Raw genomic sequence first — 23,624 nt, 5'->3', positions numbered from 1 at the left:
AACATATTTATTGAAAAAAGCCCAATTGGAGTGGATTGCTTGAGCCAATTTAAACCAGAAAAACTATCTGTAACTTACAGTAGTGGTGTAACAGCAACGGAGCCTATTATCCAAAGGTGTTATACACTTACTCATTCTGATTCTACAGGAAATCTATTTTTAACAATCGGAAGCCGCTATGCATGGGAAAATGTTAATCCAAATAGAGATGACGTATTAGGGGTATGGAAACAAGTTGGGGGATTTTTGTACTATTATGTTTATATCTATGTAGACCAAGGAGAATATACTATCAATGCATCTGCAAAACGTAATGAAATATTTAAACGTGAACTACCTCTTGCATTAACAGCTATTCGATACGGCGATCGCTTCCTATTTGATGCCTACCCTTATCTTAAACAAGCTTCAATAATAATTAATTTTATCTCCTCCTATCCCCAGTTTGCTAGACAAGAAAGTTGGGGAACATTTCAACATTTTTCATACATTTGAATTATGACAATTAAGGGTTTCCCTAATAGATTTTGGTTAGGACTCAATTGACTATAAATAAAATATAAGAGAGAATATAAGCCAAGAGATAACAGCAGAAAGGGGTATCTCAATGGAACAACGCTCGCTTATTTTACTTGGATTGCTTATGAGCCAAAGTCAACATGGATACCAAATCAATGAATTTATTGAAAGAAACTTAAGTACCGTTACTGATATGAAAAAACCTACTGCTTATGCAACTTTAGATAAACTCAGTCAAAGTGGGTATATTGACATTCAGTTCGAGCAAGAAGGAAACAGACCGACCCGAAAAGTTTATTCCATAAATGATAGTGGGAAGGAATACTTCTACAAATTATTATTAAATAATTTATCTTCCGCCGAAAGTTTAAATTATCAAGGTGATATTGGCTTAATGTTTATGGATTTTCTCCCCTTAGAAAAAACAATACCAGCGTTGAAAGAACGTTTAAACAATAATATAAATTTAATAGAAGTGCTTAAACAAACCCCATCCCATGGGGTAAGATCTGGAGTCAATCTTGTAGTAGAGCACAAAATTACAATGTTAGAAGCAGAGATAGCGTTTCTTGAAAAATCCATAAAAAACCTTTCGTCTCACTTGGAATAATTTACCAATCGCAAGGAAACCTTATTTTAGGTTTCCTTTTCGCTATATATATGAATGTAATTGCATTTTATATTCAATTAGTCATGATTGACTAATCATAAATAAAATAATATAATGATACCAAGTTAGTCATAGATGACTAATCAAAAATATTTAGGGAGGACTTACATTGTTTTTAGCTTTAAAAGAATTAAAACATGGCAAGCTTCGTTTTCTTATGATAGGAATTATAACCGTTCTTATAGCTTGGTTAGTCTTTATTTTATCAGGTTTAGGAAACGGACTTTCCACACTGAGTGCTGCTTCATTTAAAAATATGAAAGCAGATTTCGTTACTTTTGAAGAAGGCTCTAGATCTTCCATGAGCCGTTCACTATTACCTGAATCATTAGTGACTGAATTGGAGAAGCAAGATCATGTTTCACAAGCAGCACCGATGGGAGCCACAATGGCAACAGTATTAAAAAAATCAACACCCACTAAGGATAGTGAAAAAGTTGATATTGCTATTTTAGGCATCACTCCTGGGAGCTTTTTAGAACCAAATATCGTTGAGGGGAATCCTCTTAATAAAGATAAATCAATAGAAGTTATCGCTAATGACACCTTAAAGGACAAAGGATATAAAATTGGGGACACCCTCACCATTGAAGGGTCATTAGAAAAAATGAAAATTATTGGATTTGTAGAAAATGAAACATATAATCACTTACCTGCTATTTTTACTACACTAGATAAATGGCGGTCCATTCAATTTGCAGCACCTGGTTCTGACAAAGGTATAAAAAATCCAGTGAATGGTATCATGCTTCAAGGAGAAGATATTGATCAACAGAAAATCAATAATCTTTTCGATAACACAGAAATCGTAACAAAGGCTGACGCGATACAAGGAATGCCTGGTTACAAAGAGGAAAACGGTACAATAATGATGATGCTCGCCTTCCTTTTAGCCATCTCTGCTTTCGTACTAGCTGTTTTCTTTTACGTACTTACCTTACAAAAATCTAATCAATTTGGCATTTTAAAAGCAATTGGTGCAAGTAATAGCTTTTTAGGCAAAGCCATTGTATCACAAGTATTTCTTCTTTCGCTCAGCAGTATTGTTGTAGGGATACTCTTAACATATGGAACAGCACTCATACTGCCAGAAGGAATGCCGTTTACACTTGATCTTAAACTTGTTGTTATTTATGCAATTTTATTGCTCGTAATATCGGTATTAAGTTCATTAATATCCATCCGTAAGGTTACCAAAATAGATCCACTTCAAGCGATTGGGAGGATAGAGTAATGTCAGGAATAACATTTAATCATGTATCTAAGGTCTATCAGCAAGGGGAAAATCAAGTGGTTGCGCTTAGTGATATTTCCCTTTCCGTCGACCAAGGAGAATTTATTGCCGTCGTTGGTCCCTCGGGTTCTGGTAAAAGTACTTTTCTCTCCATCGCAGGGGCGTTACTTCAAGCATCTGATGGTCAGGTAACCCTGAATGGGAAAGTAATTGGGGAGATAAAAGAGAAGAATTTATCAAAAGTACGCCTTGAAGAAATAGGGTTTATCTTACAATCAAGCAATCTAGTTCCTTACTTAAATGTTCTCGACCAATTGCTTGTTGTAAAAAAAATGGCCGGTAAAGTGACAAAAAAAGATAGAGAAAATGCCATAGAATTACTTCAACATCTTGGGTTGGAAACCAAAATGAAGAAGTTTCCGGAACATTTATCTGGAGGAGAACGCCAACGAACGGCAATTGCTCGTGCCTTTATGAATAATCCTTCGATTATTTTGGCAGATGAACCAACAGCAAGTCTAGATACTCAAAGAGCTCATGAGGTCGTCCAGCTTATCGCAAGGGAAGTAAAAGCTAAAAATAAAGCAGCCGTAATGGTAACCCATGATGAAAGAATGTTAGATTACTGTGACAAAGTATATCGAATGGAAGATGGAAAGCTTAAACCCTATACAAATTGGAAAAAGGAGGAATAATCGATGATTATCGTAACAAACAGAATTAAAGTGAAGTTAGGCTTTGCTGAAAAAATGGCTCCTATGTTCACAAGACCAGGTGCCCTACAAACAATGGAAGGTTTTGTAAAGGTTGAAGTACTAATTACTAAAAACCTTTCAGAATATGATGAGCTGAATGTAAATATGTATTGGAACACAATTGAAGACTTTACCAAGTGGAAAAATAGCGATGCTTTCAAAGAAGCTCATAAAGGTCCAACTAATGCTGCAGAAGAATCACCTATTTTGGGAAGTGAAATCATTATCTCTGAGGTTGCTTCAACCTTAAATTAAACCAATGATTGTATACCGCTTCTTCTATTAATAAACAATGATTTTTTTCTTAAGAAGCTTAACTTGAAAGTCGAGAATAAACGAGTTTTTTCAGTAAAACTTGTTTATCTCGGCTTTTTTGCATGAAATCTTGATACTCAATGCCAACTTACTTCTTTTGAATAAACGAAATAATGTCTATATATAATACTGTCATTTCTTCAGGTGTCTTATCTAATCCATTTCGGAACCATTGTTCAATTAATCCTAAAAAAGCAGATGTGATAAACGATAAAAAGTATTCCATTGGGGCCTTTAAACCTGTAATGACGCTTTCATTCTTCTCTAAATTAACACGCACTTTTTCTGAAAAAGCATCTCTAAATCGAATGTGAAAACCTGCTCTGCCACGATTGCTTAAAAATATTTTTAATAATGGCGCATGCATTTTAATGGCACTGAATAGAGTAGCAGCCAATTGTTCTTGCCCTTTTTCAAATGTCTCCTCAATTGAATAGTTTGATTGTAATTCATCAAGATGATTTCCTAAATCTCTAAACAATTGTTGCTCGATCTGATCGAGCAAATCAAACTTGTCTTGAAAGTGTAAATAAAACGTTCCACGATTAATTTGTGCTGCTTTCGTAATATCACCTATTGTAATTGATTCAAACGGTTCCCCTTCCAAAATTTTCATAAATGAACTTTGAATAAGTTGTTTTGTTCTCCGGTTTTTTTCCTCGTAACTACCCATAAAAACCACCCTGTTATGAAAATTGAACACATTGTTCATTTTGTTCATTGCTTTAACCTCCTCTCGATTATAAAATAAATCATAGTTACTGAACAACATGTTGAAAATTGCGAAAGGATGATATTCATTGAGATTATTTAAAGAAAAACTAGCATGGGCTGCTCCCATCGCTGTAATCTTAATTATCGCTTTATTCTCGGTAAATTTATTTGCTCAAGGAAACCCGAAAGTAAGAAATTTACCTGTTGCACTTATTGTAAATGATGAAGGTATGCATGTAGATGCTGTAAAATCAGCAATTGAACAAATGAGCAAAGGCACAGATGGCGAGGAGCCTATGTTAGCCTTTACAACTGAAAAGGAAGCAGATATTGAAGATTTATTTGCTGATAAAAAGTACTACGCAGCATTAGTTGTTCCAAAGGGTTATAATAATACGTTGCAAAATGCAATGACAAACAACTCCGCAGCAACATTGCAGGTATACATTAACCAAGGTTTTAACATGACTGGTGCAAACTATGCGAAGACGGCATTAAATGCCTTAATTACACAATTGAGCAACCAATACTCAACAAACTTTGTTGCGCAAATGGCCGACCAGCAAATTGATGCCAACAAAGCCGCAGTACTTGTAAAACCGATTGTTTCGGAAGAAAAAATATTTAATGCTATTACAGCCTCCACGGCAAATGGGAGTGCGCCAACCTTAATGGCAGTACCTGCTTGGGTAGGTGCATTAATCGGTGGTTTCATTTTATTTTTAACAACCTCAAGCATCTTTAAGAAAGAATTATTAACACGGAAACAAACATTACGCCTAATGGGCGGTCAAGCTCTATTCGGCATTATTATTGCCCTATTTTCAGGCTTTACCGTTGCAACACTCGGTTCAATCGCCGGTATTAATATGCCTAACTACTTCTTAGTTGGTTCATTCGTATCGTTTGCAGCATTCTGTTTCTTCTTTTTAGTATCAGGTGTCACTGCCTGGATTGGCAAACCCGCCATTACATTATTCATGGTTGTAATGTTATTGGGTATGGGTGTTTTAATGACGCCAAAAGAAATGCTTCCCGATTTCTTCGTAACCTTCATTCGCCCTTGGGTTCCGATCCGCTTTGCTTCTGAAGGTTTACGTGAAATTTTCTATTTCGGCAGCGGCTTCTATACTGGCCAATCATTTAACACTATTTTAGGAATTGGTATTGTAGGTTTACTGATGTTCCTTCTGTCGATTTTCAAACCAGTGCGTGTCCCAAACAGGGACTAGGCAGGGACAAGGGGACAGGTTTGATGTCCCAGATGTAATGACTTAGCGATATAAACTTTTTAAAAGTTGGGACCAGGTACCTGTCCCCTAGTCCCTATGTATTGCCCCCCTACTATTGTTCTGACTTCGGCCCTACCAATTTAATCCACTTCAATTTCTTTGTATATCGAATAGCTTGCACCTCCTTTTTTTAAGCTTATTCCCCTTTTTACAATTCTTTCGCCTTTTTTTATTTTTCAAGAAAAGACTTCTTTAAAATCCTGAAATATTATTTACATATTATGGTTATGTTGGTTTAAAATTGGTATTATTAATAAGCTATGAAACTGTTAAAAGGATGCCGTCCAATAACTCTCAGTCCCAATAATTGAGAATGACGGTTGATTAGATAAGGAGCTAAACTTTGTCTAATTTTTTTTAGGAGGAATAGAGAATGAAACAAGATAATATGAGGGACAAGCTGAAAGTCATTTCATATGATAAGGAACAAAACAAGATTATCGAATTAGAACAAAAACGGGAAACATTTGCAGATGTCGGTGGCTTAGAGAATGTTAAGAAAAAAATTAAAGTTGATTTTATTATGCCAATCCAGTCTCCGGAAATTTTTAAAGCATTTGGAAAGGAAGTTGGCGGAGGTTTGCTTTTTTACGGCCCGCCTGGTTGTGGAAAAACCTTTTTAGCTCAAGCTGTTGCTGGTGAAATTAATGCACAATTTCTCCATTTAGACCTGCAAGCTATTCTCTCAAAATGGTCTGGTGAGGCGGAACAAAATTTGCATGAGTTTTTTGAGGATGCCCGTAGAAGGACGCCATGTGTTCTATTTATCGATGAATTAGACGCACTGGGAGGAAATCGGCAAAAACTATCTGCTCATCACGACAGAATGCTTGTCAATCAATTGTTAATCGAATTGGATGGATCCGTGTCAAACAACGAGGGCATCTATGTTATCGGCGCAACTAATACGCCTTGGTATCTAGATCCCGCGCTAAGACGCCCGGGACGATTTAATTCATTAATCTTTCTCCCTCCCCCAGATATCGAAGAACGTAAAGCTATTTTAAAAATAAAAACAAACGAAAAGCCACAAGAAGAGTTACAATTAGAGCTTGTCGCAAAATTTACAGACCATTTTTCCGGTGCTGATTTAGAATACCTTGTGAAAGATGCGATTGATTCTGCGATTACAAGATCCTTTGAAACTGGGGAAATTCAACCTTTAACTAATCAAGACTTGTTAGTGGCCATGGAGAAAAGAAAGCCAACCACATTAGAATGGTTTGCGACAGCCAAAAGTTATGCATTGTTTAGTGACGTAAACCATGAATATCAAGACGTACTTGATTATATTCATCAGAACAATTTGAAGTAGAGGATGGAAATAATGTCAGAATCAATGGTTAATAAGGTCGACCTCATAAAATTTTACATACAAAAGGGGGAAATCGACAAAGCAAAAGAAGAAGCAGAATCAGTCATTCAAGAAGATCCGGAAAGTCCAAAGGGTTATCTTTTAATGGCTTACCATTATTATTTACTTGAACAAAGAGAGGAAACTCTTTATTGGATAGAAGAAATGCTGCAAAGAGCGCCTGAAGATGAAGCGGTTCTCGAAATGGCCATTAAGATGTACCCGAGTCTACCAGCTGATGAACCAAAATTGAAAGAACTTATTGAATTAGGTCTGCGGCTTTATCCAGAAAATCATTTTTTCCACGCTGCATATGCTGATATCATTTGGACATCGGATGTAGAACAGACACTGGCTTCCCTTCAAGAGGCAATCCGGCTGAAACCTGAGGATGATAATTATCTTGGAGCATATGCCTCGCTTCTTTATACAATGCTGAACTACATAGAAGCAGAAAAATATGAGCAATTAGCACTCCAAGCAAATCCGGAAAATATCAGGAATATCGTTAGGTTTGCTTGGTTTGCCTATCAGAGAAAAAAATATAAAAAAGCACAATTGCTAATCGATGAGGCAATGAGACTTGAACCAAATAATCCATCGGTAAGAGAATACTATAAAAAAATCTATCCAACTAAAAATCTATTCATACGTGCAAAAAAAGAGATAGATGATGTTCTATTAAAAGCAATGGCATACCCTGCTTATTACCTCGAGAAATTATTAAAAGGCAGAGTAGACCAAGGAAATTTAAATATTCTTGTTTTATTGATTGAATTATTCGGAATCATTGCCTTGTTAAGATGGAACTCATTAATCTTATTTGGTGCATATTTCTTGCTGTTATTTACTAGTTTAAAAATATCAAAATCCATGTTGAAGAAAGTTGGGTTTACTAACGCTGAAGAAACAGCCTTGCAAAAGAAAGCAAAATCAACTCAAAAAGCTGCTCTTAAGGAAATGAAACTAGAGGTTGCCAAACAAAAAAAACAGCCTATTCCTGAGCAGACTGCGTTATCGCCCCATGAGTTGGAAGCGAAATTATCAGAAATATGGAATTCAACAAACATCGCTGATATTAGAGAAAAGACGGTAGTAGAAGCTGAAACAGAAGTGAAAATAGTGGCATCCGTGCCAAAGGATTCTACTGCTCAATCCAACCAAGCTCTTAACAAAGAACTACAAACGACTAAGGAATATAGTAAATGGCCAGTCTATATGATGACAACAGGGATAGTCCTTAGCTCTTTATTTAAATTAATTCCTGACGCAGGCGATATCAATCCCCCAAAACCTGTATCAGTTGAAATCCAGGAATCAATAGATGAAGCCCAGGATGAGATAGCACTTGAGGAAGATACGGCAATGATAAAGGAAAATGCACAAGTTGTCAGTCAATTTATGGAAAGTATAAAAGCGGGAAACCTTTCTAGTACCATGCCGCAACTTGTTTCCGATAAGTATCAAACTATGATACAAGCAAATATCAACCATCCACTACTTAATCAAACAGCAAATGCGAAAATAGAAAAAGTGATTAATCCAAATATGGGTTTAGCAGTTTCTTACTTTCTTTTAGTCAATGAGGCTGAGAATGTTAATATCATCGTCAAAGTGGCATACGGTCAGATTACATACCTATATGCACAAAACTGGAACCAATCCGAAGAAGACACAGAGGTTTATCAAAAAATGTTAAACCAACTCGAACTTGCTGGAGAAGATGTACAAAAGTTCTTACAGGAATAGGAATTATTTTAATTCTTATCCACTTTTTCATATAAGAAAAACAAGCCTGAAATAGCTATTGTTTCAGGCTTCACACACTCAATCACGACTCGAATACAATCGTTTAAGTTGGTAATCCAATAAATTCCCCCCTCCTTTCTCATTAAGATTTTGTCCCTAAAACAGGATTAATGTGAATATTTTATGACATTTTTTCTGTTAAAAGCCGCAAATTTCTATTCAATTAAAAATAATGGATATTACTAGCTCGTTTCGGGGGAAATAAACGGAGGTTTTCCGCTTATGATTTCTAGACACAGATTTTCAAAAGGTCTGTGTCATCCCTTCTTAATAGCTATACACTATGTAGAAGCGGCTGCTGAGTCAGCCTTCACGCAGTCAATCGCTATAACCAATGCAATGATGATGGTTTCCATCTCTTCATTTAAAATTTGGACCTTATAGCTATCTCCCCAGGTAAACCACTCTTTGTTTACTTTTCCGATGACTTCACCATTTTGAGACACTTGGAAATCCATATCCCACCAATTGCCCTGTACTTCAATGCCAGCCGCCTTAATCGAATAGCGTGCCTTAAGGAAAGAAAACTCCTTCTTAATCGTTAACACCTCTCGGCCATTCACCTCTACAAAAAACTTCGGTAAAAGGCTGAACGTCTTTTTCGTAATAAGGGCTACTTGACCTCTCTTTGTGTCGATAATGGAGAAAGTCTTTGGGACCTGCATAAAACTGCCCTCCACAAAATATACATCCTTCTCTTCATGGTCTTTAACTGTAAATTTGCCGCTTAGACTGAATACTTTTTGTTTTATATAAAGCTGCCTCATACTATAACTCCTTTGATACACCGACATCACTTCAATATATATCCACACTAATATTTTATGACATATGGACGTTGATGACGAATAATTGTATTATAAAAATTTTAAAAAGGGCAGCACATTCATTAGTTTCATTCATTCTATCAATCGTTAGTAATTCCCCATAAAAATAACCCTTGAAATCACTTATCAAGGGTTTATTTCTAGTATTATTTCCGAGAGTGGAACATATTACATACTCGCTTTTGACACCTTAAACGTCTCTACAACATTATTAAAGTACTGAATTTCTTCAATTCTCTTTGGTAATGGTGGATGCGTAGACAGTACCAGACTAAGCCATATAAAAAAGCCGGATTCTGCTCTAGCATTTTGGATGTATTCAACAATATCCATATTTACAAAAAGCCTATTCCCTACCGCTAAAATAGCAAGAGCATTTGTCGCATCATTTGGACTGTTAACATATACGGCGGCAATTCGATCACATGTATATTCACACGCTCGGGAATATGCATTTCCGAGAAAAGGTATCCATAGTGCCGGGAGAATCAAAAATTGTTTAATAACATGCTTTCTTTTTATATGTGCTAGTTCATGAGCAATAATAAAATTTAGTTCTTCTTCGTGGCCATCTTTTACAATTTCTACAATATCGGAATATAAAACAATAAAATTTCTACCTAAGAAGGTTGTTGCAAAGGCATTCAACATTCCCCCAGATTGTACAATAAAGATATCAGGAAGTTTTTCAATTCCCATTTCAAACGCAACTTTTTTCGCATTAGAATAAATATTAGGAAATTGCCTTTCCGACAATTTCACTCCATTGTTTCGAATATGCCCGATAGAAATACCATGTAAAAATAATGTAATTAAAAAGCCAATTAAAATATAAACAATGCCAATAATAGAAATGATAAGACCTATGTAAGTAAAAATGCTTAAGATCAAACAAACAATGTATAAGGATTTCTCATCTTCATGTACAAGACGCTCTTCCAAATGATTCTTCATTATATTATTGTTATTAAGCATCTTTTTTTCTAGCATTACTCATCAAATTGAGTTCACTGATAATTCCTGATTCAATTTCGGAATTTTTCTTATTAATCATTCCATTAATTAGAAATATATCAACTAATGTCCAAAGACCTAGACATCCTAAAGTAATGGTCATAGCCACACCTGTCCCTACTTTACCTAAATAATAACGATGCGCTCCCAAATTACCCAGGAAAAACCAGAGAATCCACGTTGTTGCAGTTGACTTTTTTCTCCGATCCATTTCAGAAGCTAGCAGCTGGAGCTCCTGTGAAGTTAAATCTTGCTTAGCATAAATGTTACCCAATAGAACTACCTCCATAATTTACTAATAATGTATATAAAAGTATTATAGAGTAGGCACTAATGAATTACTAGAATAATTTGACAATAAAGTATTTTTATTGTAATTCCTCTTATAGGAACAAGCTAATAAATAATCTGGTTATTAAAATTACATGAGTGATAAACTAAATTATAGAAATTTGGTAAAGGACGTGTCATTTCTGGATTTTTTTCATGGCCAGGATACACTTACTGCCAATGAGTGGATTCTTCGGGCTATTGTTGCTTTTTTAGGCATACCTTGATAGCTAAAATCAACATTCTATGCGAAAACAACCAAAATTTAAATATAAAAGCCGATTTGTCCCGTATTTTTAAAGTATAATGAACCATATTCAGATCATATATATAATATTTCTTGGTAAGAATTCTATACGTATGTCGAAAAAACAAAAAAACGAGGTAAAAAATGAATAAGAGAAGTTTTGCAGATTATCATGTAAGCGAAGAAATAAAAAGAGCACTAGCTGTGTTAAAATACGAAGCTCCAACAGAAGTTCAAAGTAAAGTCATTCCATTAGCAATGGAAAATCAAGATCTTGTCGTAAAAGCTCAAACAGGAAGTGGAAAGACTGCCTCATTTGGTATTCCTGTTTCCGATATGATTGAATGGGAGGAAAAAAAACCACAAGTCTTAATTCTTACTCCAACTAGGGAACTTGCGGTTCAAGTCCGTGAAGATCTTACGAATATTGGAAGGTTTAAACGCATTAAAGCAGTAGCCGTCTATGGAAAAGAACCGTTTACGAAACAAAAGGATGAATTGAAACAAAAAACTCATGTAGTCGTTGGTACGCCCGGACGGGTCATGGACCATATTGAACGAGAAACCCTAGTTTTGGATCAAATAAAGTATCTTATCATAGATGAAGCTGATGAGATGCTTAATAGAGGTTTCATCGATGAAGTGGAATCGATTATTAACGAGCTCCCTTCAAACCGAGTAACAATGGTCTTTTCTGCTACCTTGCCTAAAGATATTGAAAGTCTTTGCCATAAATATATGAAAGATCCTATTCATATTGAGATTGAATCCACTGGAGCAACGGCCGAGACCATTGAACATTTTTTAATTGAAGTAAAAGAAGCAGAAAAGATTTCACTCCTTAAAGACGTAACGGTTATAGAAAACCCAGACAGCTGCCTCATTTTCTGCCGAACCAAAGAAAACGTGGATACTGTGTATAGTGAACTGGATAAAGTTGGATACCCTTGTGAGAGGCTCCATGGGGGACTAGAACAAGAAGACCGGTTTGCTGTTATGGAAGGTTTCAAATTGGGGAACTTCCGCTATTTGGTGGCTACCGATGTAGCTGCCAGGGGTATTGATATTGATAATGTGAAACTTGTCATCAACTATGACGTACCTATGGAAAAAGAGAGCTATGTCCATCGAACCGGGAGAACGGGCCGTGCCGGAAATAAAGGTAAGGCCATTACGTTTTCGACTCCTTTTGAAGGAAAATTCATTAAAGCAATTGAAAAATACATCGGCTTTGAGATCCCAACTATTGAAGCTCCTAGAGAGCAAGAAGTGGCTGGTGAAAAAGCTGCTTTCGAAGAAAAACTTAGCAGCAGGCGAGTTGTAAGAAATAATAAAACAGCCCGAATCAATCAAGATATTATGAAACTCCATTTCAGCGGTGGTAAAAAGAAGAAAATTCGTGCTGTTGATTTTGTTGGAACGATCGCAAAAATCTCTGGAGTCACAGCAGATGATATCGGCATCATAACCATCCTGGATCATATGTCATATGTTGATATTCTGAACGGAAAGGGCTCACTAGTTTTACAAGCCATGGAGAATGCGACTATCAAAGGAAAGAAGTTAAAAGTTAGCAAAGCAATTAAATAAAAATCTTTATAGAAAAACCTTAAAAACCCCTCACTTTAAAAAATGAGGGGCTTTTTGATGAGTAATTGAGCACGTAATTCACGGTCAAATCAAAAAACACCCTGCTGCGCAACTAAAGCAAAACAGGGCCTTACTATTAGAGCAAGCGCTCTAATTCTTGATAGTCTTTCAAATATGGACCATTATCCGCTACTGCTGAATGGTACAGTGCTTTAATGGCCAAGTTTTTCTCTAAGCCCATTTCGACTTTTATCTTCTTTAGCTCATCATGCAATTCACGGTGCTCATTTATTAATTTTGTCATGATTGTTTTACTATATTTCATCTTGTCACATCCCTAATGCATTACTTTTTATAAATACGACCTTTAAATAGTTAAATTCAGGAAAGCGGAAATTAACAGGTTTATTCAACAAAATCTACGATAGCAGCCTTTTCATATACCTCTTAGGTAATTAATGTAGAAACTGCCTCTATTTATGGTACGGCTCCCCACGATTAATCCTAAACGCTCTGTAAATCTGTTCGACCAAGATCAGCCTCATCATTTGATGGGGGAAAGTCATCTTTGAAAATGACAGCTTTTCATTAGCACGTTTCAGCACCTCATCACTCAATCCAAGCGAGCCGCCGATAACAAATGCAATTTTGCTTTTTCCATATGTAGCTAGCTTATCTAAATCTTCCGCCAACTCTTCTGAAGACTTCATTTTTCCATCGATCGCCAGGGCAATCACATGAGTATCCTGGCTAATTTTACTTAAAATCCGTTCGCCTTCTTTTTGTTTCACTTGCTCCATTTCCGCTACACTTAATTCCTCCGGTGCTTTTTCATCCGCTACCTCAATGATTTCAAGTTTTGCGTAGCCTGACATCCGCTTTACAAATTCATCGATTCCTTGTTTTAAGTATTTCTCTTTTAGTTTACCAACCGTCACTATTAAGATATTCACAGTTATCCCCGCTTTACAAACAGATTACAAACAAGATATCCACAGGAGTTATCCACATACCCACATTTTCTATCCACATCTTGTATGAGATCAACTGTTCGCCACAACATATACAGCCATGTTTCGACAATATTCACAGGTTGTTGATATCTTTTCTTCGTCTATTTTTTCTAGTTTCGGTGCAGTATAGTAATCATCCACGATTACATCTAGCGCTAATTCTACATGCTCCTCACAACAATAAATCATCATATAATCCCCTTTCTTCTTATCCACAACTTGATTATGTTTACTATTTCCTTGTTATCCACAATTTAAAATGGTTTCAATAACAATAAAATTTATCCACAATTCATTCGCTCTTGCAATCATACCATTTATAGTATAAAAAATGAAAAAGCAGAAAGCTACCATCGCCTTCTGCTTTTTCATTTTAATTTTTATTACACTATTGCTGTCCAGCTAGTTTCATCGTCGTTTCTTGAAGCTTTCCATCACGGTAATATTTTATCTTCATTTGGTCGCCGATTTTCTTCTTATTATATAAATGCTTCCTGAGGTCGATGACATTTTCGATTTTTTCGCCATCCATTTCAACAATAACATCGAGTTCCTTCAGACCAGCAATATCTGCTGGAGAATTTGGTACGATTTGACGAAGTGCAACACCATAATTAATATCCTTTGGAAGTTTTAATGCTTCCTCTTGATAGTATTTTGCGACTTCGCTGACAGATTGTAGTTCCACACCCATATATGGACGTTTTACTTCACCATGCTTTTCTAGGTCCTCGATAATGGGAATAGCATAATTGATAGGTATAGCTAGCCCAATCCCCTCAACAGCTGATTCAGCGATTTTCATTGAGTTAATTCCAATTAATTGTCCATCAATATTCACAAGCGCGCCCCCGCTATTACCAGGGTTAATCGCAGCATCTGTTTGGATTACCTCAGCCTGCCAGTCTTCAATCCCATCTGAGTTAATATCAATTGGAATAGTCCGGTCAAGGCCAGAAATAATCCCTTGAGTTACCGATCCACTAAATGTCGCGCCTAGTGGATTCCCAATCGCAATTGCCGGTTCTCCAACCTGAATATTATCAGAATCACCGAATTCTACTATTGTTTTAATATTTTTTGCATCAATCTCAAGAACTGCTAAATCAGTCCAAACATCTGACCCACGTAGTTTTGCAGTACTCTTTGTACCATCAGATAGAGTAACCTCAAGCTCCTTGGCGCCCTCAACCACATGATGGTTAGTCACGACAAAGGCTTTGTCACCTTCAATTTTATAAATTACCCCAGAACCCGTCCCTGCCTCTTTTTGGCTGCCTTCACCAAACCAAAAGCCTGATTCCTGTAGATTTGAAATTGCTACGACCGTGTCGCCAGCCTTCTCAACAGCTTTTGTTACTTGTGATGTAACATCAACTGAGACATTTTTTGTTCCGCCACTTGCATTGCGTTGATTATTATTTACAATATTATTATTTTCCGTTGTTGGCTGATAGGGTAGTACCCCTAAATCCGTTAACTGTGGTAAAGAAACAATGACAAGCATGGCACCGAGAATTCCACCAATTACACTAGCGATAATATATCCACTTTTATTTCGTTTAGGTTGTTTATATCGACTTTCATCATCCTGATCGTAATATCCCATAGACTTCCATCCTTTCTAAAAAACAAAGAGAGAATTCTGTACTACTCCACATTATACTAAAATGATCACAATTATCTAGAAAAACATACCAATTATAAAAATGTTAACAGTATGTTAATAGTTTAGTCCAAACTTGGTAATATTTTGTTCGGAAATTAGCTGATTATACTAATGTTAACGGCGTTGGGATTTTTGGATCTGTATCATATAAGTCAAATTGTTCGCCAACAACAATACCTCTTGATTGCAGCGTTTGTGATACTGACATCCTAGCGAGATCCTTCATATTATTATCTAAACTTAAATGTGCTAGATAAAACCGCTTCGTCTTATCACCAGCGACATCGCCCATTGCCAAGGCCGCATCTTCGTTTGAAACATGGCCTACATCACTTAAAATACGCCGTTTAATGTTCCAAGGGTACCGACCCATCCGCAACATTTGCACATCGTGATTGCTTTCAAATACATACATATCAGCATTGGAAATAATCCCTTTCACACGTTCACTGACATATCCTGTATCAGTTATCACCACAAATTTTTTCTCACCATGATGGAACGCATAAAACATCGGTTCAGCCGCATCATGGGAAACACCAAATGATTCAATTGATAAAGAACCAAAGCCCTTAACAGATTCCATTCCGAACACAAATTTTTGCCCAACTGGAATCTCCCCAACCAATCCGTCCATTGCTTGCCATGTTTTTTCGTTTGCGTAAACTGGTAATTGATATTTACGTGCCAATACACCAATTCCCTTAATATGATCACTATGTTCATGCGTCACTAGTATCCCCGAAAGACTTTCAATTTTACGGTCTATTTGCGAAAATAAACCTTCAATTTGCTTGCCACTAAAGCCTGCATCCACTAAAAATGAATGTTCCTCCGTCTCCACATAGATCGCATTCCCTGTACTCCCACTTGCAAGTACACTAAAATGCATAGACATTTAATTCACTCCATTAATCTTTTCTTTTGTATCTTCGATTTCGATAATTTGACCCTCAAATGCATTCACATACAAATTTTCCTTATCATCCACCACAAAATGCCAGGTTGGCGTCAGCAATTGCGACGCTGTGAGCTGTACCAACGTATGTAAACCCAGCTCTACCTTTGTAATTTTACTTCTTGGCTCAAGGATTCCATTATCATAAAGTGTTTCAATTGCTTTTAATGGAGGCAATACATCGTGTTCCTCTTGCAGCAATTCTATTTCTTCAAGCAAAGTCTGTGTAAAAGAATAAATCTCGTTTTTATCATTAACATGCAACGTCAATTTCCCATTAATATTATTATAAATAGTTTCATTTTTAAATTGTTGAAAAAAGGTAATCGTATGGTCTTCCTTATTTTGACTAAAATACTTATATTGATCACCGAAGAGAATCTTATTAGCGACAAAGGCATTTAAATCTGTCTTTTGTAGGTCCTTTAAGCTAACAGGTTCATCAAAAACCCCCAGTAAAACCGCTCCATCAACAATCGTATAATTTACGCCTTTGACCTTGGCGTAATCTTCTTTTTTAAAAATCTTCGGTTTCGCACTTACATACGTATCCTTGTCTACGTTTTTGGGAAGCTCGACATATTCAATTTCATCCTGGGCCAAATGTTCTTCGAATGATGTCTCTGTAATAAAATCATACTTGCTGGCATCACGAATTTTAAAAAACTCGTATAGCAAGTATATATCCAAAGCAAGGAAGGTTAAAATAAAGATCGTTTTAATCTTACTCCAATCCATTATTATCCCCCCCAACAACATCCTTCTGAACAACTTGAATCCAAAGGTTCCCATACTGGTAAAACCAAGCCGGCTCAAGATTCATTAATTGAGGCTCATTTGGATCCATTGACATTTGATAGCCTATTGCAATATCCTTCAACAACTCCGGTTTAAAGCCCTTTTTACTCTTTAAGAACTCTATCACTTCACTACTAGACTCAAGCGTTACTTCCTTTTTATCAGTTGTAAGGGGGACATCCAAAGAAAAAATAGGACGATTATATTTATAAATGTCATTTTGGCCCCAAATTTGGATAATTTGTGATAATCCTTGGTCATTAAAAATAGGGTAGCCATTCCGGTCATACAATCTAAACGTCACCTGTTGATTTTCCTCATCAATGGATGCGTATTTAAAATCTCCAGTCCATCCTCCATGCTCATTTACGTAATTAATACCCTTTTTCAATAATTCCTTTGAACGCTGCTCCCCCTCATTTTTCTCGGCAGGTATAACATAAGACAGCAACAAGGAGTCATAATTCACTGTTAACATACTTGAATCATCGATGTATTCAACGGTATTACCTTCGTCATTTCGTTGGACATAACTTGGATCATTAAAAATAGCATCCTTAAATTGCTCTGGATCCAATTGATCTAAAAAGTATTGATAATGAATGAGCGTCGCTTTCTTCTCAGGTAAAAAGATCGTTCGTTCCTCTGTTATCTGATACGGGAAATAATTCTCATACTGATTCGAAACCCGATAAAATTGATGATCGAATTTTTTCAAATCTTCACCACTTATATGGCTAGCAAACACCTGGTGATATTTCGAATTACCATAATGGACAAAATAAACATTTCCTTCATCCTTCGTATTATCTTCAATATCTATGACTATCCGATTAAAATTAAAGTTTGGAATCTTCTTGTCCTCAACATGAAGGATGCTCTTATACAGATCAATTGGCACAGCATCAGGGAAAATAATTTCAACATTTCCCTTGGCGTGTACAAATTCTGATAATTTGCCTACATCTTCAGAAATGTCCTCAAAATCATAGAAGCTCCATCGGAAGATTTCTTGTAATGCTTGGTCTATTTCATCACTGCTTGTTGTCCCAAAATGCGATTCTTTAAAGTGATAGATAATCTTATTTGGTTGAATGATTTCTTGAATTTCCTTGTCCTCACTAAAGGCAACCTCTTGGACAGTATTAGAGTTTTCCATTGTGGCATAACGTGGCTGGTATGTCCAAAGGTTCCATGTTAATACCACACTCGTAACCACTAATAACGTTAATATAGCTGATTTAATATTTTCGTATGTCATGACCAATCGTCCTCATAGGAATGGTTGTATGGAAGGGTAAAGGCGATTGTTGTTCCTTTTCCTTCGACACTTGTTGCCCAGATTTTACCGCCGTGGGCATTCACAACTTCTTTTGCAATCGCTAAGCCGAGACCTGTTCCGCCAAGCTTTCTTGAGCGAGCCTTATCGACACGGTAAAAACGTTCAAAGATTTTCTGAAGATCAGCTTTCGGTATCCCAACACCTTGGTCGGAAATACTCACCTTAATGATGTTTTCTTTTTCCTCAACAACGAATTTAACAGATCCACCCTCAGGGGAGTATTTTAAGGCATTGGAAATAATATTATCTAAAACCTGTGTTAGCTTATCTTCATCCATTTCAATAAAAATGTCATGGTTAGGCAGATTTCGTATAAAGCGAACATTATGCTCCTTGGTTATTTCAAAGCGGTCAATAATCCGATTGAAATACACGATAAAATTAATCCATTCCTTCTTTATTTGATAATCCTGACTATCCATTTTGGATAGCTGGAGAAGATCATTAACAAGGCGAATCATCCGTTCCGTTTCATTCCTGGTAACCTCTAGAAAATTGGGCGCAATTTCTTCATCACGCCATGCGCCATCAGCCAAAGCCTCTAAATAACTGCGCATTGTTGTTAAAGGTGTTCTTAATTCATGGGATACATTGGCAACAAATTCGCGCCGCTCCCTGTCAATCTTCTCTTGCTCTGTAATATCATGTAAAACGGTTATCAGTCCATTAACAAAACCAGTATCCTTTTGAATGACCGAAAAGTTTGCTCTGAGCACATAATGGTTTTTTTCCGTACTATAATCCAAATTAACAGATTCTTGCTCTTCTAGTAGATCCTCAAAGCTATATTGGTCCTCTAAACCTAACAAGTGAACAATTGGCTGAGAGAGGACTGTTTCACGTGAAACATTCAAAAGCTTAACCGCAGGCTCATTAATCAATATCACTCTTCCACGCCGATCGGTCGCAATTACTCCATCGGTCATACTGGATAGAACAGAGGAAAGCTTCCGCCGTTCCCCTTCAGTCGAGGCCTGTGCTTCCTGAAGTTTTTTCGTTAAATTATTAAAAGTAATCGCCAACTGTCCGATTTCGTCATAGCCGTAAACTTTTACCTTCCTTGTAAAATTCCCTCTTGCCAAAGCAAGCGCATGCTTTCGCATATCAGATATTGGTCGGGAAATCGTTTGGGCTAGGAGAATACCGAGAATGGCGGTAATTGCCAAGGCAATTGCTGTTCCGGAAATGAAAATATCATTGATATCCTTCATTTGTGTAAAGACATTTTCAATTTTAGCGACTAAATAGATCGAACCCTTTACTTCGTGGTTAGATTTTATTGGTGTGGCGAGGACCCATGTCCGTTTTCCAGACTGAGGGTCGATTAAAATTGAACTTTGCTCTGATTCTAACACGAGCGAACGTTTTATCATTAAGTCATTCGTTCTTTGCCCTACAACATCCTGATTATTGAGCTTGGATGTACCGATAATTTTTAAACTACCAGCCTGGATAACCCTCACTTCAATTATATCCGCAGATGAAAAGTCCATTAGAATTCGCTTGATATCATCCTCTAGCTTAGGGTCATCCTTACCACGTTCTTTCAACATTTCTTCCTCAACATTGTAGGCAAGTAAATCGACTCGTTCATTTAATGAGGTTTTAAAGTTTGTTAGCAGCGTTTCTTCGAGCTGTCTCACAAAATATACCCCGATTATTTGCATTGCAACTAAGATGAGCAACACATAAATTAACACAAATTTAATATGGATGGAACGAAAAAAGCCAACTTTCCGCATCACAACAACCCTATTCCTGTTCAGGATTCCTTAAATAATACCCAACACCTCTTCTTGTTACAATCCAAATTGGGTTACTCGGGTTATCCTCTATTTTTTCTCGTAATCGTCTTACTGTTACATCGACAGTACGAACATCACCGAAATAATCATACCCCCACACCGTTTGTAATAAGTGCTCTCTAGTCATTACTTGTCCAATATGATTAGCGAGATAATGAAGCAACTCAAATTCTCGATGTGTTAATTCGATTGTTTCACCGCGTTTTGAAACGATATAGGCATCAGGGTGAATGATTAGCGATCCAACATTGATTGTATTACCTTCTGCTTCAGTTTGTGCTGCAGCATGTCCGTGACGACGAAGATTAGCTTTTACCCTGGCAATTAACTCACGAGTACTAAAAGGCTTAGTCACATAATCATCAGCGCCGAATTCCAATCCAAGCACTTTATCTATTTCGGAATCCTTTGCTGTTAGCATAATAATGGGCATTTCGTATTTTTTACGGACTTCACGACAAACTTCCATACCATCCATTAATGGAAGCATGATATCGAGAAGGATTAAATCCGGAATAATTTCATTTACCATTTCAAGAGCTTGATTACCATCATAGGCACAATATACATCATAGCCTTCTTTTTTTAGATTAAATTGAAGAATATCAGCTATAGGTTTCTCATCATCAACGACAAGGATTTTTTTCATGTCCATCATTTTTTCTCCTTTTTATCTGGTGATCATGCTATCCAATCTCTCTAAAATAGTCATGATTACGTTCGATTTATCTATTATGGTTTCTTTGATTTATTTATACATGCATAATCTACTATATAAATTTACCATGTTAACTTTTATATATAAAGTAAACATGTAGCTATTTACTACTAAAAAAGCCTCTAGACTAACGAGAGTCTAGAGACTTTAACTTTAACAATCATTTATCTTAAATAACCAACCGGGTTTTGTAAGCTTCCACCTTTATATACTTCAAAGTGTAAATGAACACCAGTAGAATCTCCTGTTGAGCCCATTACACCAATTGCTTGGCCCTTTGCTACAGTCTGACCAGAGCCTACGCTGATGGATGAGAGATGAGCGTATACTGTACGCATTCCGTTACCATGATCGATGGTGATTTTATTACCATATGCACCATCCCAGCCGGCTTGTACAACACGTCCATTATCAGCTGCCTTAATTGTAGGATTACTTGGTCTCGCAATATCAAGTCCTTTATGCAACTTACCGCCACGATATCCCATTTGACTGGAAATGTATCCACCAACTGTTGGCCATGCCAATGAACCATCGCCACGAGAAGGAATAACCTTTGTTCCTTTTATGATGATTTCATTAGTTGGTTGTAATGTAATATTTGAACTCGTTTCTTGTTTGCTAACAACTTGTCCACTTTGCTCTGAAATGATATAGGTTGCAATTCTTTCACCGTTTGAGCCATTTTGAGCAACCTTTTTCTCACCTTTTGGCAAATTACCATCTTCTCTTGTTTCAGTAGTATAAGCGATACTCTCTTTAACCATTGCTTCTTTTTCAACAATTACTTGCAGCAGTGGTATTTGAACAGTAATATTTACTTCCTGTCCAATTTGCAATACAGAATCCTCAGTTAAGCCTGGATTGATCTCAACCATCTGCTTTAACGTTAATCCGTTATTATTTGCTATCGAACCTAGAACGTCGCCCTCTTGGACTTGATACTTCTTTTGTTCTAGCGTTCCGCTTTGTAAATATTTTACAGCGTTTTCAACTGTCATCAACTTATCAGGAGTAACTTCTGATTTTCCAAATGATACATTCTTTGATAATTTTACATCAACAACGCGTGATTCATTCTCCTTAAGAGGAGGCAAAGCAATTGAAGGATCCTTTTGATGCGCCTCAACTGCATTAAGTTGATCTTCGTTTATATATTGAAGTTTAAGTTGTTTAATAACTTCCTCAGCTGATTTTTGATTATCAACAAAAACAGCTTGTTGCCCATCTAGTTCAATGGCTGCTGACTCAGCTTGAATAGTAAGCTTTCCATTTAGTTCTTTGATAACTTGATTGTTATTTATGGAAGCGCTTGAACGGAAAACTTGTTCAGGTATGTATTTCAGTTGAGATCCAGTTGATAACTCTATACCTGCGTAATTTGATTTAGTTTCTTCCAACTTCTTTTTAACTACTGATTGAATTACCTTTTTATCTGAAACAGTACCAATATATTCATTATTAAAATACACATAATATACTGTAGTTGTTTCTGATTCACTACCACTAGCCTTTGGTGCATTGTAAATGCCAAAAGATAAGGCAGTTACAGCTAATGCCGTATACACAACCTTTTTCGCCTGCGGAATCAGTCTTGCTGTTGTATTGCCCGTAAGGTTGGACAAACTGGTTTTCCAATTCTTCATTCAAAATCCTCCTATTTAACGGTCACAAACAGTCTATTAATATCATATTCTGACAAATTATATGTGTAGTCTTACAATTTTCGACTTTTTTACTTTACCATAAAATAGTGATAAATGAGCGGTTGAATTGATACTGTAACACAAATGTATAATTACTGTCATTTTATGTCGATTATTGGAAGGGGTTTGGAAGGGTTTTCATTTCCAATAGAGGTTGCTTTTATGAATAGTTCCTTATTTTACAAGGTCTCGTAGGGATGTTAAGTTATGAAGTAATGTTTGAATAGATTTAAACCATAGTAATAGTAACATTACAGAAATATTACAAGAGAGCATACAAATTGTATGCTCTCTTGTAATTAGGATGGCTCAGGACGGAATCGAACCGCCGACACATGGATTTTCAGTCCATTGCTCTACCGACTGAGCTACTGAGCCGTATTATTCAATAATATGTAAGTGGCGGTCCGGACGGGACTCGAACCCGCGACCTCCTGCGTGACAGGCAGGCATTCTAACCAACTGAACTACCGGACCAGATAAATGATGTCCAGCTCCGTTCGCTAACCCCTCGGGTCATAAGCCAAATCACTCCAGAGGCTGTCGCCTCCTGCGTGATTCGTCTTATGCCTGTCGGGGCTAAGCAAGCGAACTCCGCTTTTCATCTGATGACCCCTACGGGATTCGAACCCGTGTTACCGCCGTGAAAGGGCGGTGTCTTAACCGCTTGACCAAGGGGCCATTCTTTATTAAAATGGTGAGCCATGAAGGACTCGAACCTTCGACCCTCTGATTAAAAGTCAGATGCTCTACCAACTGAGCTAATGGCTCGTATTATGACGACGCTTTTTATAATATCATAGAAATTTATATTAATGCAATAGTTTATTTGAAATTTTTTATCTTAGAAATAAAGTAGGGAAACCTCTCTCGAGGCTTCCCCCTTATCAAACCGTACGTGCCCTATTAAGGCATACGGCTTACCAAATGTTACAATGTTTATCA

The 23,624-nt window shown here is 36.7% G+C and carries 23 protein-coding genes and 4 tRNA genes; 9 read left to right on the top strand and 18 right to left on the bottom strand.

Annotated elements, in window-relative coordinates; translation table 11 throughout:
• The first annotated feature begins 30 nt into the window (after window positions 1–30).
• The 5 genes from HHO41_RS17425 to HHO41_RS17405 all read left to right on the top strand — a co-directional run bounded on the left by HHO41_RS17425 (window position 31) and on the right by HHO41_RS17405 (window position 3,433).
• Complete coding sequence (locus HHO41_RS17425; RefSeq protein ID WP_348981314.1) at window positions 31–495, top strand: staygreen family protein; 465 nt, start codon at window positions 31–33, stop codon at window positions 493–495.
• A 112-nt stretch (window positions 496–607) separates the two neighbouring features.
• Window positions 608–1,129, top strand: a complete 522-nt coding sequence (locus HHO41_RS17420; protein WP_169101017.1) for a PadR family transcriptional regulator — start codon at window positions 608–610, stop codon at window positions 1,127–1,129.
• 169 nt (window positions 1,130–1,298) lie between these two features.
• Window positions 1,299–2,423, top strand: a complete 1,125-nt coding sequence (locus tag HHO41_RS17415; protein WP_169101015.1) for an ABC transporter permease — start codon at window positions 1,299–1,301, stop codon at window positions 2,421–2,423.
• Window positions 2,423–3,118 (top strand): ABC transporter ATP-binding protein, encoded by a 696-nt coding sequence (locus HHO41_RS17410; RefSeq protein ID WP_169101013.1) that lies wholly within the window; start codon window positions 2,423–2,425, stop codon window positions 3,116–3,118. The genes HHO41_RS17415 and HHO41_RS17410 overlap by 1 nt, the downstream gene beginning before the upstream one ends.
• 3 nt (window positions 3,119–3,121) lie before the next feature.
• Complete coding sequence (locus HHO41_RS17405) at window positions 3,122–3,433, top strand: heme oxygenase (RefSeq protein WP_169101011.1); 312 nt, start codon at window positions 3,122–3,124, stop codon at window positions 3,431–3,433.
• A gap of 148 nt (window positions 3,434–3,581) precedes the next feature.
• Here the strand turns inward: HHO41_RS17405 and HHO41_RS17400 are convergent, their stop codons facing one another.
• The gene (locus tag HHO41_RS17400; protein WP_248278522.1) at window positions 3,582–4,214 is read right to left on the bottom strand and encodes a TetR/AcrR family transcriptional regulator; all 633 of its coding nucleotides are present in this window, start codon (window positions 4,212–4,214) and stop codon (window positions 3,582–3,584) included.
• A gap of 79 nt (window positions 4,215–4,293) precedes the next feature.
• Between HHO41_RS17400 and HHO41_RS17395 the strand changes: the two genes are divergently transcribed.
• From HHO41_RS17395 to HHO41_RS17385, 3 genes are all read left to right on the top strand, one after another.
• Window positions 4,294–5,439, top strand: a complete 1,146-nt coding sequence (locus tag HHO41_RS17395; RefSeq protein ID WP_169101009.1) for a YhgE/Pip domain-containing protein — start codon at window positions 4,294–4,296, stop codon at window positions 5,437–5,439.
• Window positions 5,440–5,872: 433 nt separating this feature from the next.
• A complete protein-coding gene (locus HHO41_RS17390; RefSeq protein ID WP_169101007.1) occupies window positions 5,873–6,814 on the top strand; it encodes an ATP-binding protein in 942 nt (313 codons plus the stop codon).
• 12 nt (window positions 6,815–6,826) lie between these two features.
• On the top strand, window positions 6,827–8,602 hold the full coding sequence (locus HHO41_RS17385; protein ID WP_169101003.1) for a tetratricopeptide repeat protein: 1,776 nt from the start codon (window positions 6,827–6,829) through the stop codon (window positions 8,600–8,602).
• A 341-nt stretch (window positions 8,603–8,943) separates the two neighbouring features.
• Here HHO41_RS17385 and HHO41_RS17380 read toward each other — a convergent pair whose 3' ends face one another.
• The 3 genes from HHO41_RS17380 to HHO41_RS17370 all read right to left on the bottom strand — a co-directional run bounded on the left by HHO41_RS17380 (window position 8,944) and on the right by HHO41_RS17370 (window position 10,777).
• The gene (locus HHO41_RS17380; RefSeq protein ID WP_169101001.1) at window positions 8,944–9,429 is read right to left on the bottom strand and encodes an LURP-one-related/scramblase family protein; all 486 of its coding nucleotides are present in this window, start codon (window positions 9,427–9,429) and stop codon (window positions 8,944–8,946) included.
• A gap of 228 nt (window positions 9,430–9,657) precedes the next feature.
• Entirely contained in the window at window positions 9,658–10,431 is a 774-nt protein-coding gene (locus HHO41_RS17375; protein WP_248278521.1) for a M48 family metallopeptidase, read from the bottom strand.
• Between the two features lie 25 nt (window positions 10,432–10,456).
• Window positions 10,457–10,777: a TM2 domain-containing protein gene (locus tag HHO41_RS17370; protein WP_169100999.1), complete on the bottom strand. Its 321-nt coding sequence runs from the start codon at window positions 10,775–10,777 to the stop codon at window positions 10,457–10,459.
• A 447-nt stretch (window positions 10,778–11,224) separates the two neighbouring features.
• Between HHO41_RS17370 and HHO41_RS17365 the strand changes: the two genes are divergently transcribed.
• Window positions 11,225–12,670 carry a DEAD/DEAH box helicase gene (locus tag HHO41_RS17365; RefSeq protein WP_169100997.1) on the top strand — a complete coding sequence of 482 codons (1,446 nt, stop codon included), beginning with the start codon at window positions 11,225–11,227 and terminating at the stop codon, window positions 12,668–12,670.
• Between the two features lie 136 nt (window positions 12,671–12,806).
• Here the strand turns inward: HHO41_RS17365 and HHO41_RS17360 are convergent, their stop codons facing one another.
• The 14 genes from HHO41_RS17360 to HHO41_RS17295 all read right to left on the bottom strand — a co-directional run bounded on the left by HHO41_RS17360 (window position 12,807) and on the right by HHO41_RS17295 (window position 23,450).
• Window positions 12,807–12,995, bottom strand: a complete 189-nt coding sequence (locus tag HHO41_RS17360) for a hypothetical protein (RefSeq protein ID WP_169100995.1) — start codon at window positions 12,993–12,995, stop codon at window positions 12,807–12,809.
• 148 nt (window positions 12,996–13,143) lie between these two features.
• Complete coding sequence (gene rlmH / locus HHO41_RS17355) at window positions 13,144–13,623, bottom strand: 23S rRNA (pseudouridine(1915)-N(3))-methyltransferase RlmH (RefSeq protein ID WP_169100993.1); 480 nt, start codon at window positions 13,621–13,623, stop codon at window positions 13,144–13,146.
• A 90-nt stretch (window positions 13,624–13,713) separates the two neighbouring features.
• Complete coding sequence (locus HHO41_RS17350) at window positions 13,714–13,872, bottom strand: CxxH/CxxC protein (RefSeq protein ID WP_169101093.1); 159 nt, start codon at window positions 13,870–13,872, stop codon at window positions 13,714–13,716.
• Window positions 13,873–14,071: 199 nt separating this feature from the next.
• Window positions 14,072–15,292 (bottom strand): S1C family serine protease, encoded by a 1,221-nt coding sequence (locus tag HHO41_RS17345; RefSeq protein ID WP_169100991.1) that lies wholly within the window; start codon window positions 15,290–15,292, stop codon window positions 14,072–14,074.
• 163 nt (window positions 15,293–15,455) lie between these two features.
• Entirely contained in the window at window positions 15,456–16,250 is a 795-nt protein-coding gene (locus HHO41_RS17340; RefSeq protein ID WP_169100989.1) for an MBL fold metallo-hydrolase, read from the bottom strand.
• The gene (locus tag HHO41_RS17335) at window positions 16,251–17,048 is read right to left on the bottom strand and encodes a two-component system regulatory protein YycI (protein WP_169100987.1); all 798 of its coding nucleotides are present in this window, start codon (window positions 17,046–17,048) and stop codon (window positions 16,251–16,253) included. It lies immediately after the preceding gene.
• Window positions 17,035–18,369: a YycH family regulatory protein gene (locus HHO41_RS17330; RefSeq protein WP_169100985.1), complete on the bottom strand. Its 1,335-nt coding sequence runs from the start codon at window positions 18,367–18,369 to the stop codon at window positions 17,035–17,037. Before HHO41_RS17330 ends, HHO41_RS17335 begins: the two co-directional genes overlap by 14 nt.
• Complete coding sequence (walK, locus tag HHO41_RS17325) at window positions 18,366–20,192, bottom strand: cell wall metabolism sensor histidine kinase WalK (RefSeq protein ID WP_169100982.1); 1,827 nt, start codon at window positions 20,190–20,192, stop codon at window positions 18,366–18,368. Before walK ends, HHO41_RS17330 begins: the two co-directional genes overlap by 4 nt.
• A gap of 10 nt (window positions 20,193–20,202) precedes the next feature.
• Entirely contained in the window at window positions 20,203–20,910 is a 708-nt protein-coding gene (gene yycF / locus HHO41_RS17320; RefSeq protein ID WP_169100980.1) for a response regulator YycF, read from the bottom strand.
• A gap of 227 nt (window positions 20,911–21,137) precedes the next feature.
• Window positions 21,138–22,619 (bottom strand): M23 family metallopeptidase, encoded by a 1,482-nt coding sequence (locus HHO41_RS17315; protein ID WP_169100978.1) that lies wholly within the window; start codon window positions 22,617–22,619, stop codon window positions 21,138–21,140.
• A 365-nt stretch (window positions 22,620–22,984) separates the two neighbouring features.
• Window positions 22,985–23,057, bottom strand: a tRNA-Phe gene (locus HHO41_RS17310).
• Between the two features lie 22 nt (window positions 23,058–23,079).
• Window positions 23,080–23,156 (bottom strand) — tRNA-Asp (locus tag HHO41_RS17305).
• 132 nt (window positions 23,157–23,288) lie between these two features.
• Window positions 23,289–23,360 (bottom strand) — tRNA-Glu (locus tag HHO41_RS17300).
• A gap of 14 nt (window positions 23,361–23,374) precedes the next feature.
• A tRNA-Lys gene (locus HHO41_RS17295) sits at window positions 23,375–23,450 on the bottom strand.
• Between the last annotated feature and the right edge of the window lie 174 nt (window positions 23,451–23,624).

The sequence above is a fragment of the Bacillus sp. DNRA2 genome, assembly GCF_012843265.1.
Classification (GTDB): Bacteria; Bacillota; Bacilli; order Bacillales; family Cytobacillaceae; genus Bacillus_BU.
This window is presented reverse-complemented; position numbering and strand designations above follow the sequence as displayed.

What these genes read in the sequence shown, in the direction of transcription:
- yycF (WP_169100980.1), bottom strand. Translation starts at nt 20,910, where the DNA reads ATGGACATGAAAAAAATCCTTGTCGTTGATGATGAGAAACCTATAGCT.
- HHO41_RS17335 (WP_169100987.1), bottom strand. Translation starts at nt 17,048, where the DNA reads ATGGATTGGAGTAAGATTAAAACGATCTTTATTTTAACCTTCCTTGCT.
- HHO41_RS17315 (WP_169100978.1), bottom strand. Translation starts at nt 22,619, where the DNA reads ATGAAGAATTGGAAAACCAGTTTGTCCAACCTTACGGGCAATACAACA.
- HHO41_RS17360 (WP_169100995.1), bottom strand. Translation starts at nt 12,995, where the DNA reads ATGAAATATAGTAAAACAATCATGACAAAATTAATAAATGAGCACCGT.
- HHO41_RS17345 (WP_169100991.1), bottom strand. Translation starts at nt 15,292, where the DNA reads ATGGGATATTACGATCAGGATGATGAAAGTCGATATAAACAACCTAAA.
- HHO41_RS17365 (WP_169100997.1), top strand. Translation starts at nt 11,225, where the DNA reads ATGAATAAGAGAAGTTTTGCAGATTATCATGTAAGCGAAGAAATAAAA.
- HHO41_RS17385 (WP_169101003.1), top strand. Translation starts at nt 6,827, where the DNA reads ATGTCAGAATCAATGGTTAATAAGGTCGACCTCATAAAATTTTACATA.
- HHO41_RS17400 (WP_248278522.1), bottom strand. Translation starts at nt 4,214, where the DNA reads ATGAACAAAATGAACAATGTGTTCAATTTTCATAACAGGGTGGTTTTT.
- HHO41_RS17420 (WP_169101017.1), top strand. Translation starts at nt 608, where the DNA reads ATGGAACAACGCTCGCTTATTTTACTTGGATTGCTTATGAGCCAAAGT.
- HHO41_RS17410 (WP_169101013.1), top strand. Translation starts at nt 2,423, where the DNA reads ATGTCAGGAATAACATTTAATCATGTATCTAAGGTCTATCAGCAAGGG.
- HHO41_RS17390 (WP_169101007.1), top strand. Translation starts at nt 5,873, where the DNA reads ATGAAACAAGATAATATGAGGGACAAGCTGAAAGTCATTTCATATGAT.
- HHO41_RS17380 (WP_169101001.1), bottom strand. Translation starts at nt 9,429, where the DNA reads ATGAGGCAGCTTTATATAAAACAAAAAGTATTCAGTCTAAGCGGCAAA.
- HHO41_RS17330 (WP_169100985.1), bottom strand. Translation starts at nt 18,369, where the DNA reads ATGACATACGAAAATATTAAATCAGCTATATTAACGTTATTAGTGGTT.
- HHO41_RS17340 (WP_169100989.1), bottom strand. Translation starts at nt 16,250, where the DNA reads ATGTCTATGCATTTTAGTGTACTTGCAAGTGGGAGTACAGGGAATGCG.
- walK (WP_169100982.1), bottom strand. Translation starts at nt 20,192, where the DNA reads ATGCGGAAAGTTGGCTTTTTTCGTTCCATCCATATTAAATTTGTGTTA.
- HHO41_RS17350 (WP_169101093.1), bottom strand. Translation starts at nt 13,872, where the DNA reads ATGATTTATTGTTGTGAGGAGCATGTAGAATTAGCGCTAGATGTAATC.
- HHO41_RS17405 (WP_169101011.1), top strand. Translation starts at nt 3,122, where the DNA reads ATGATTATCGTAACAAACAGAATTAAAGTGAAGTTAGGCTTTGCTGAA.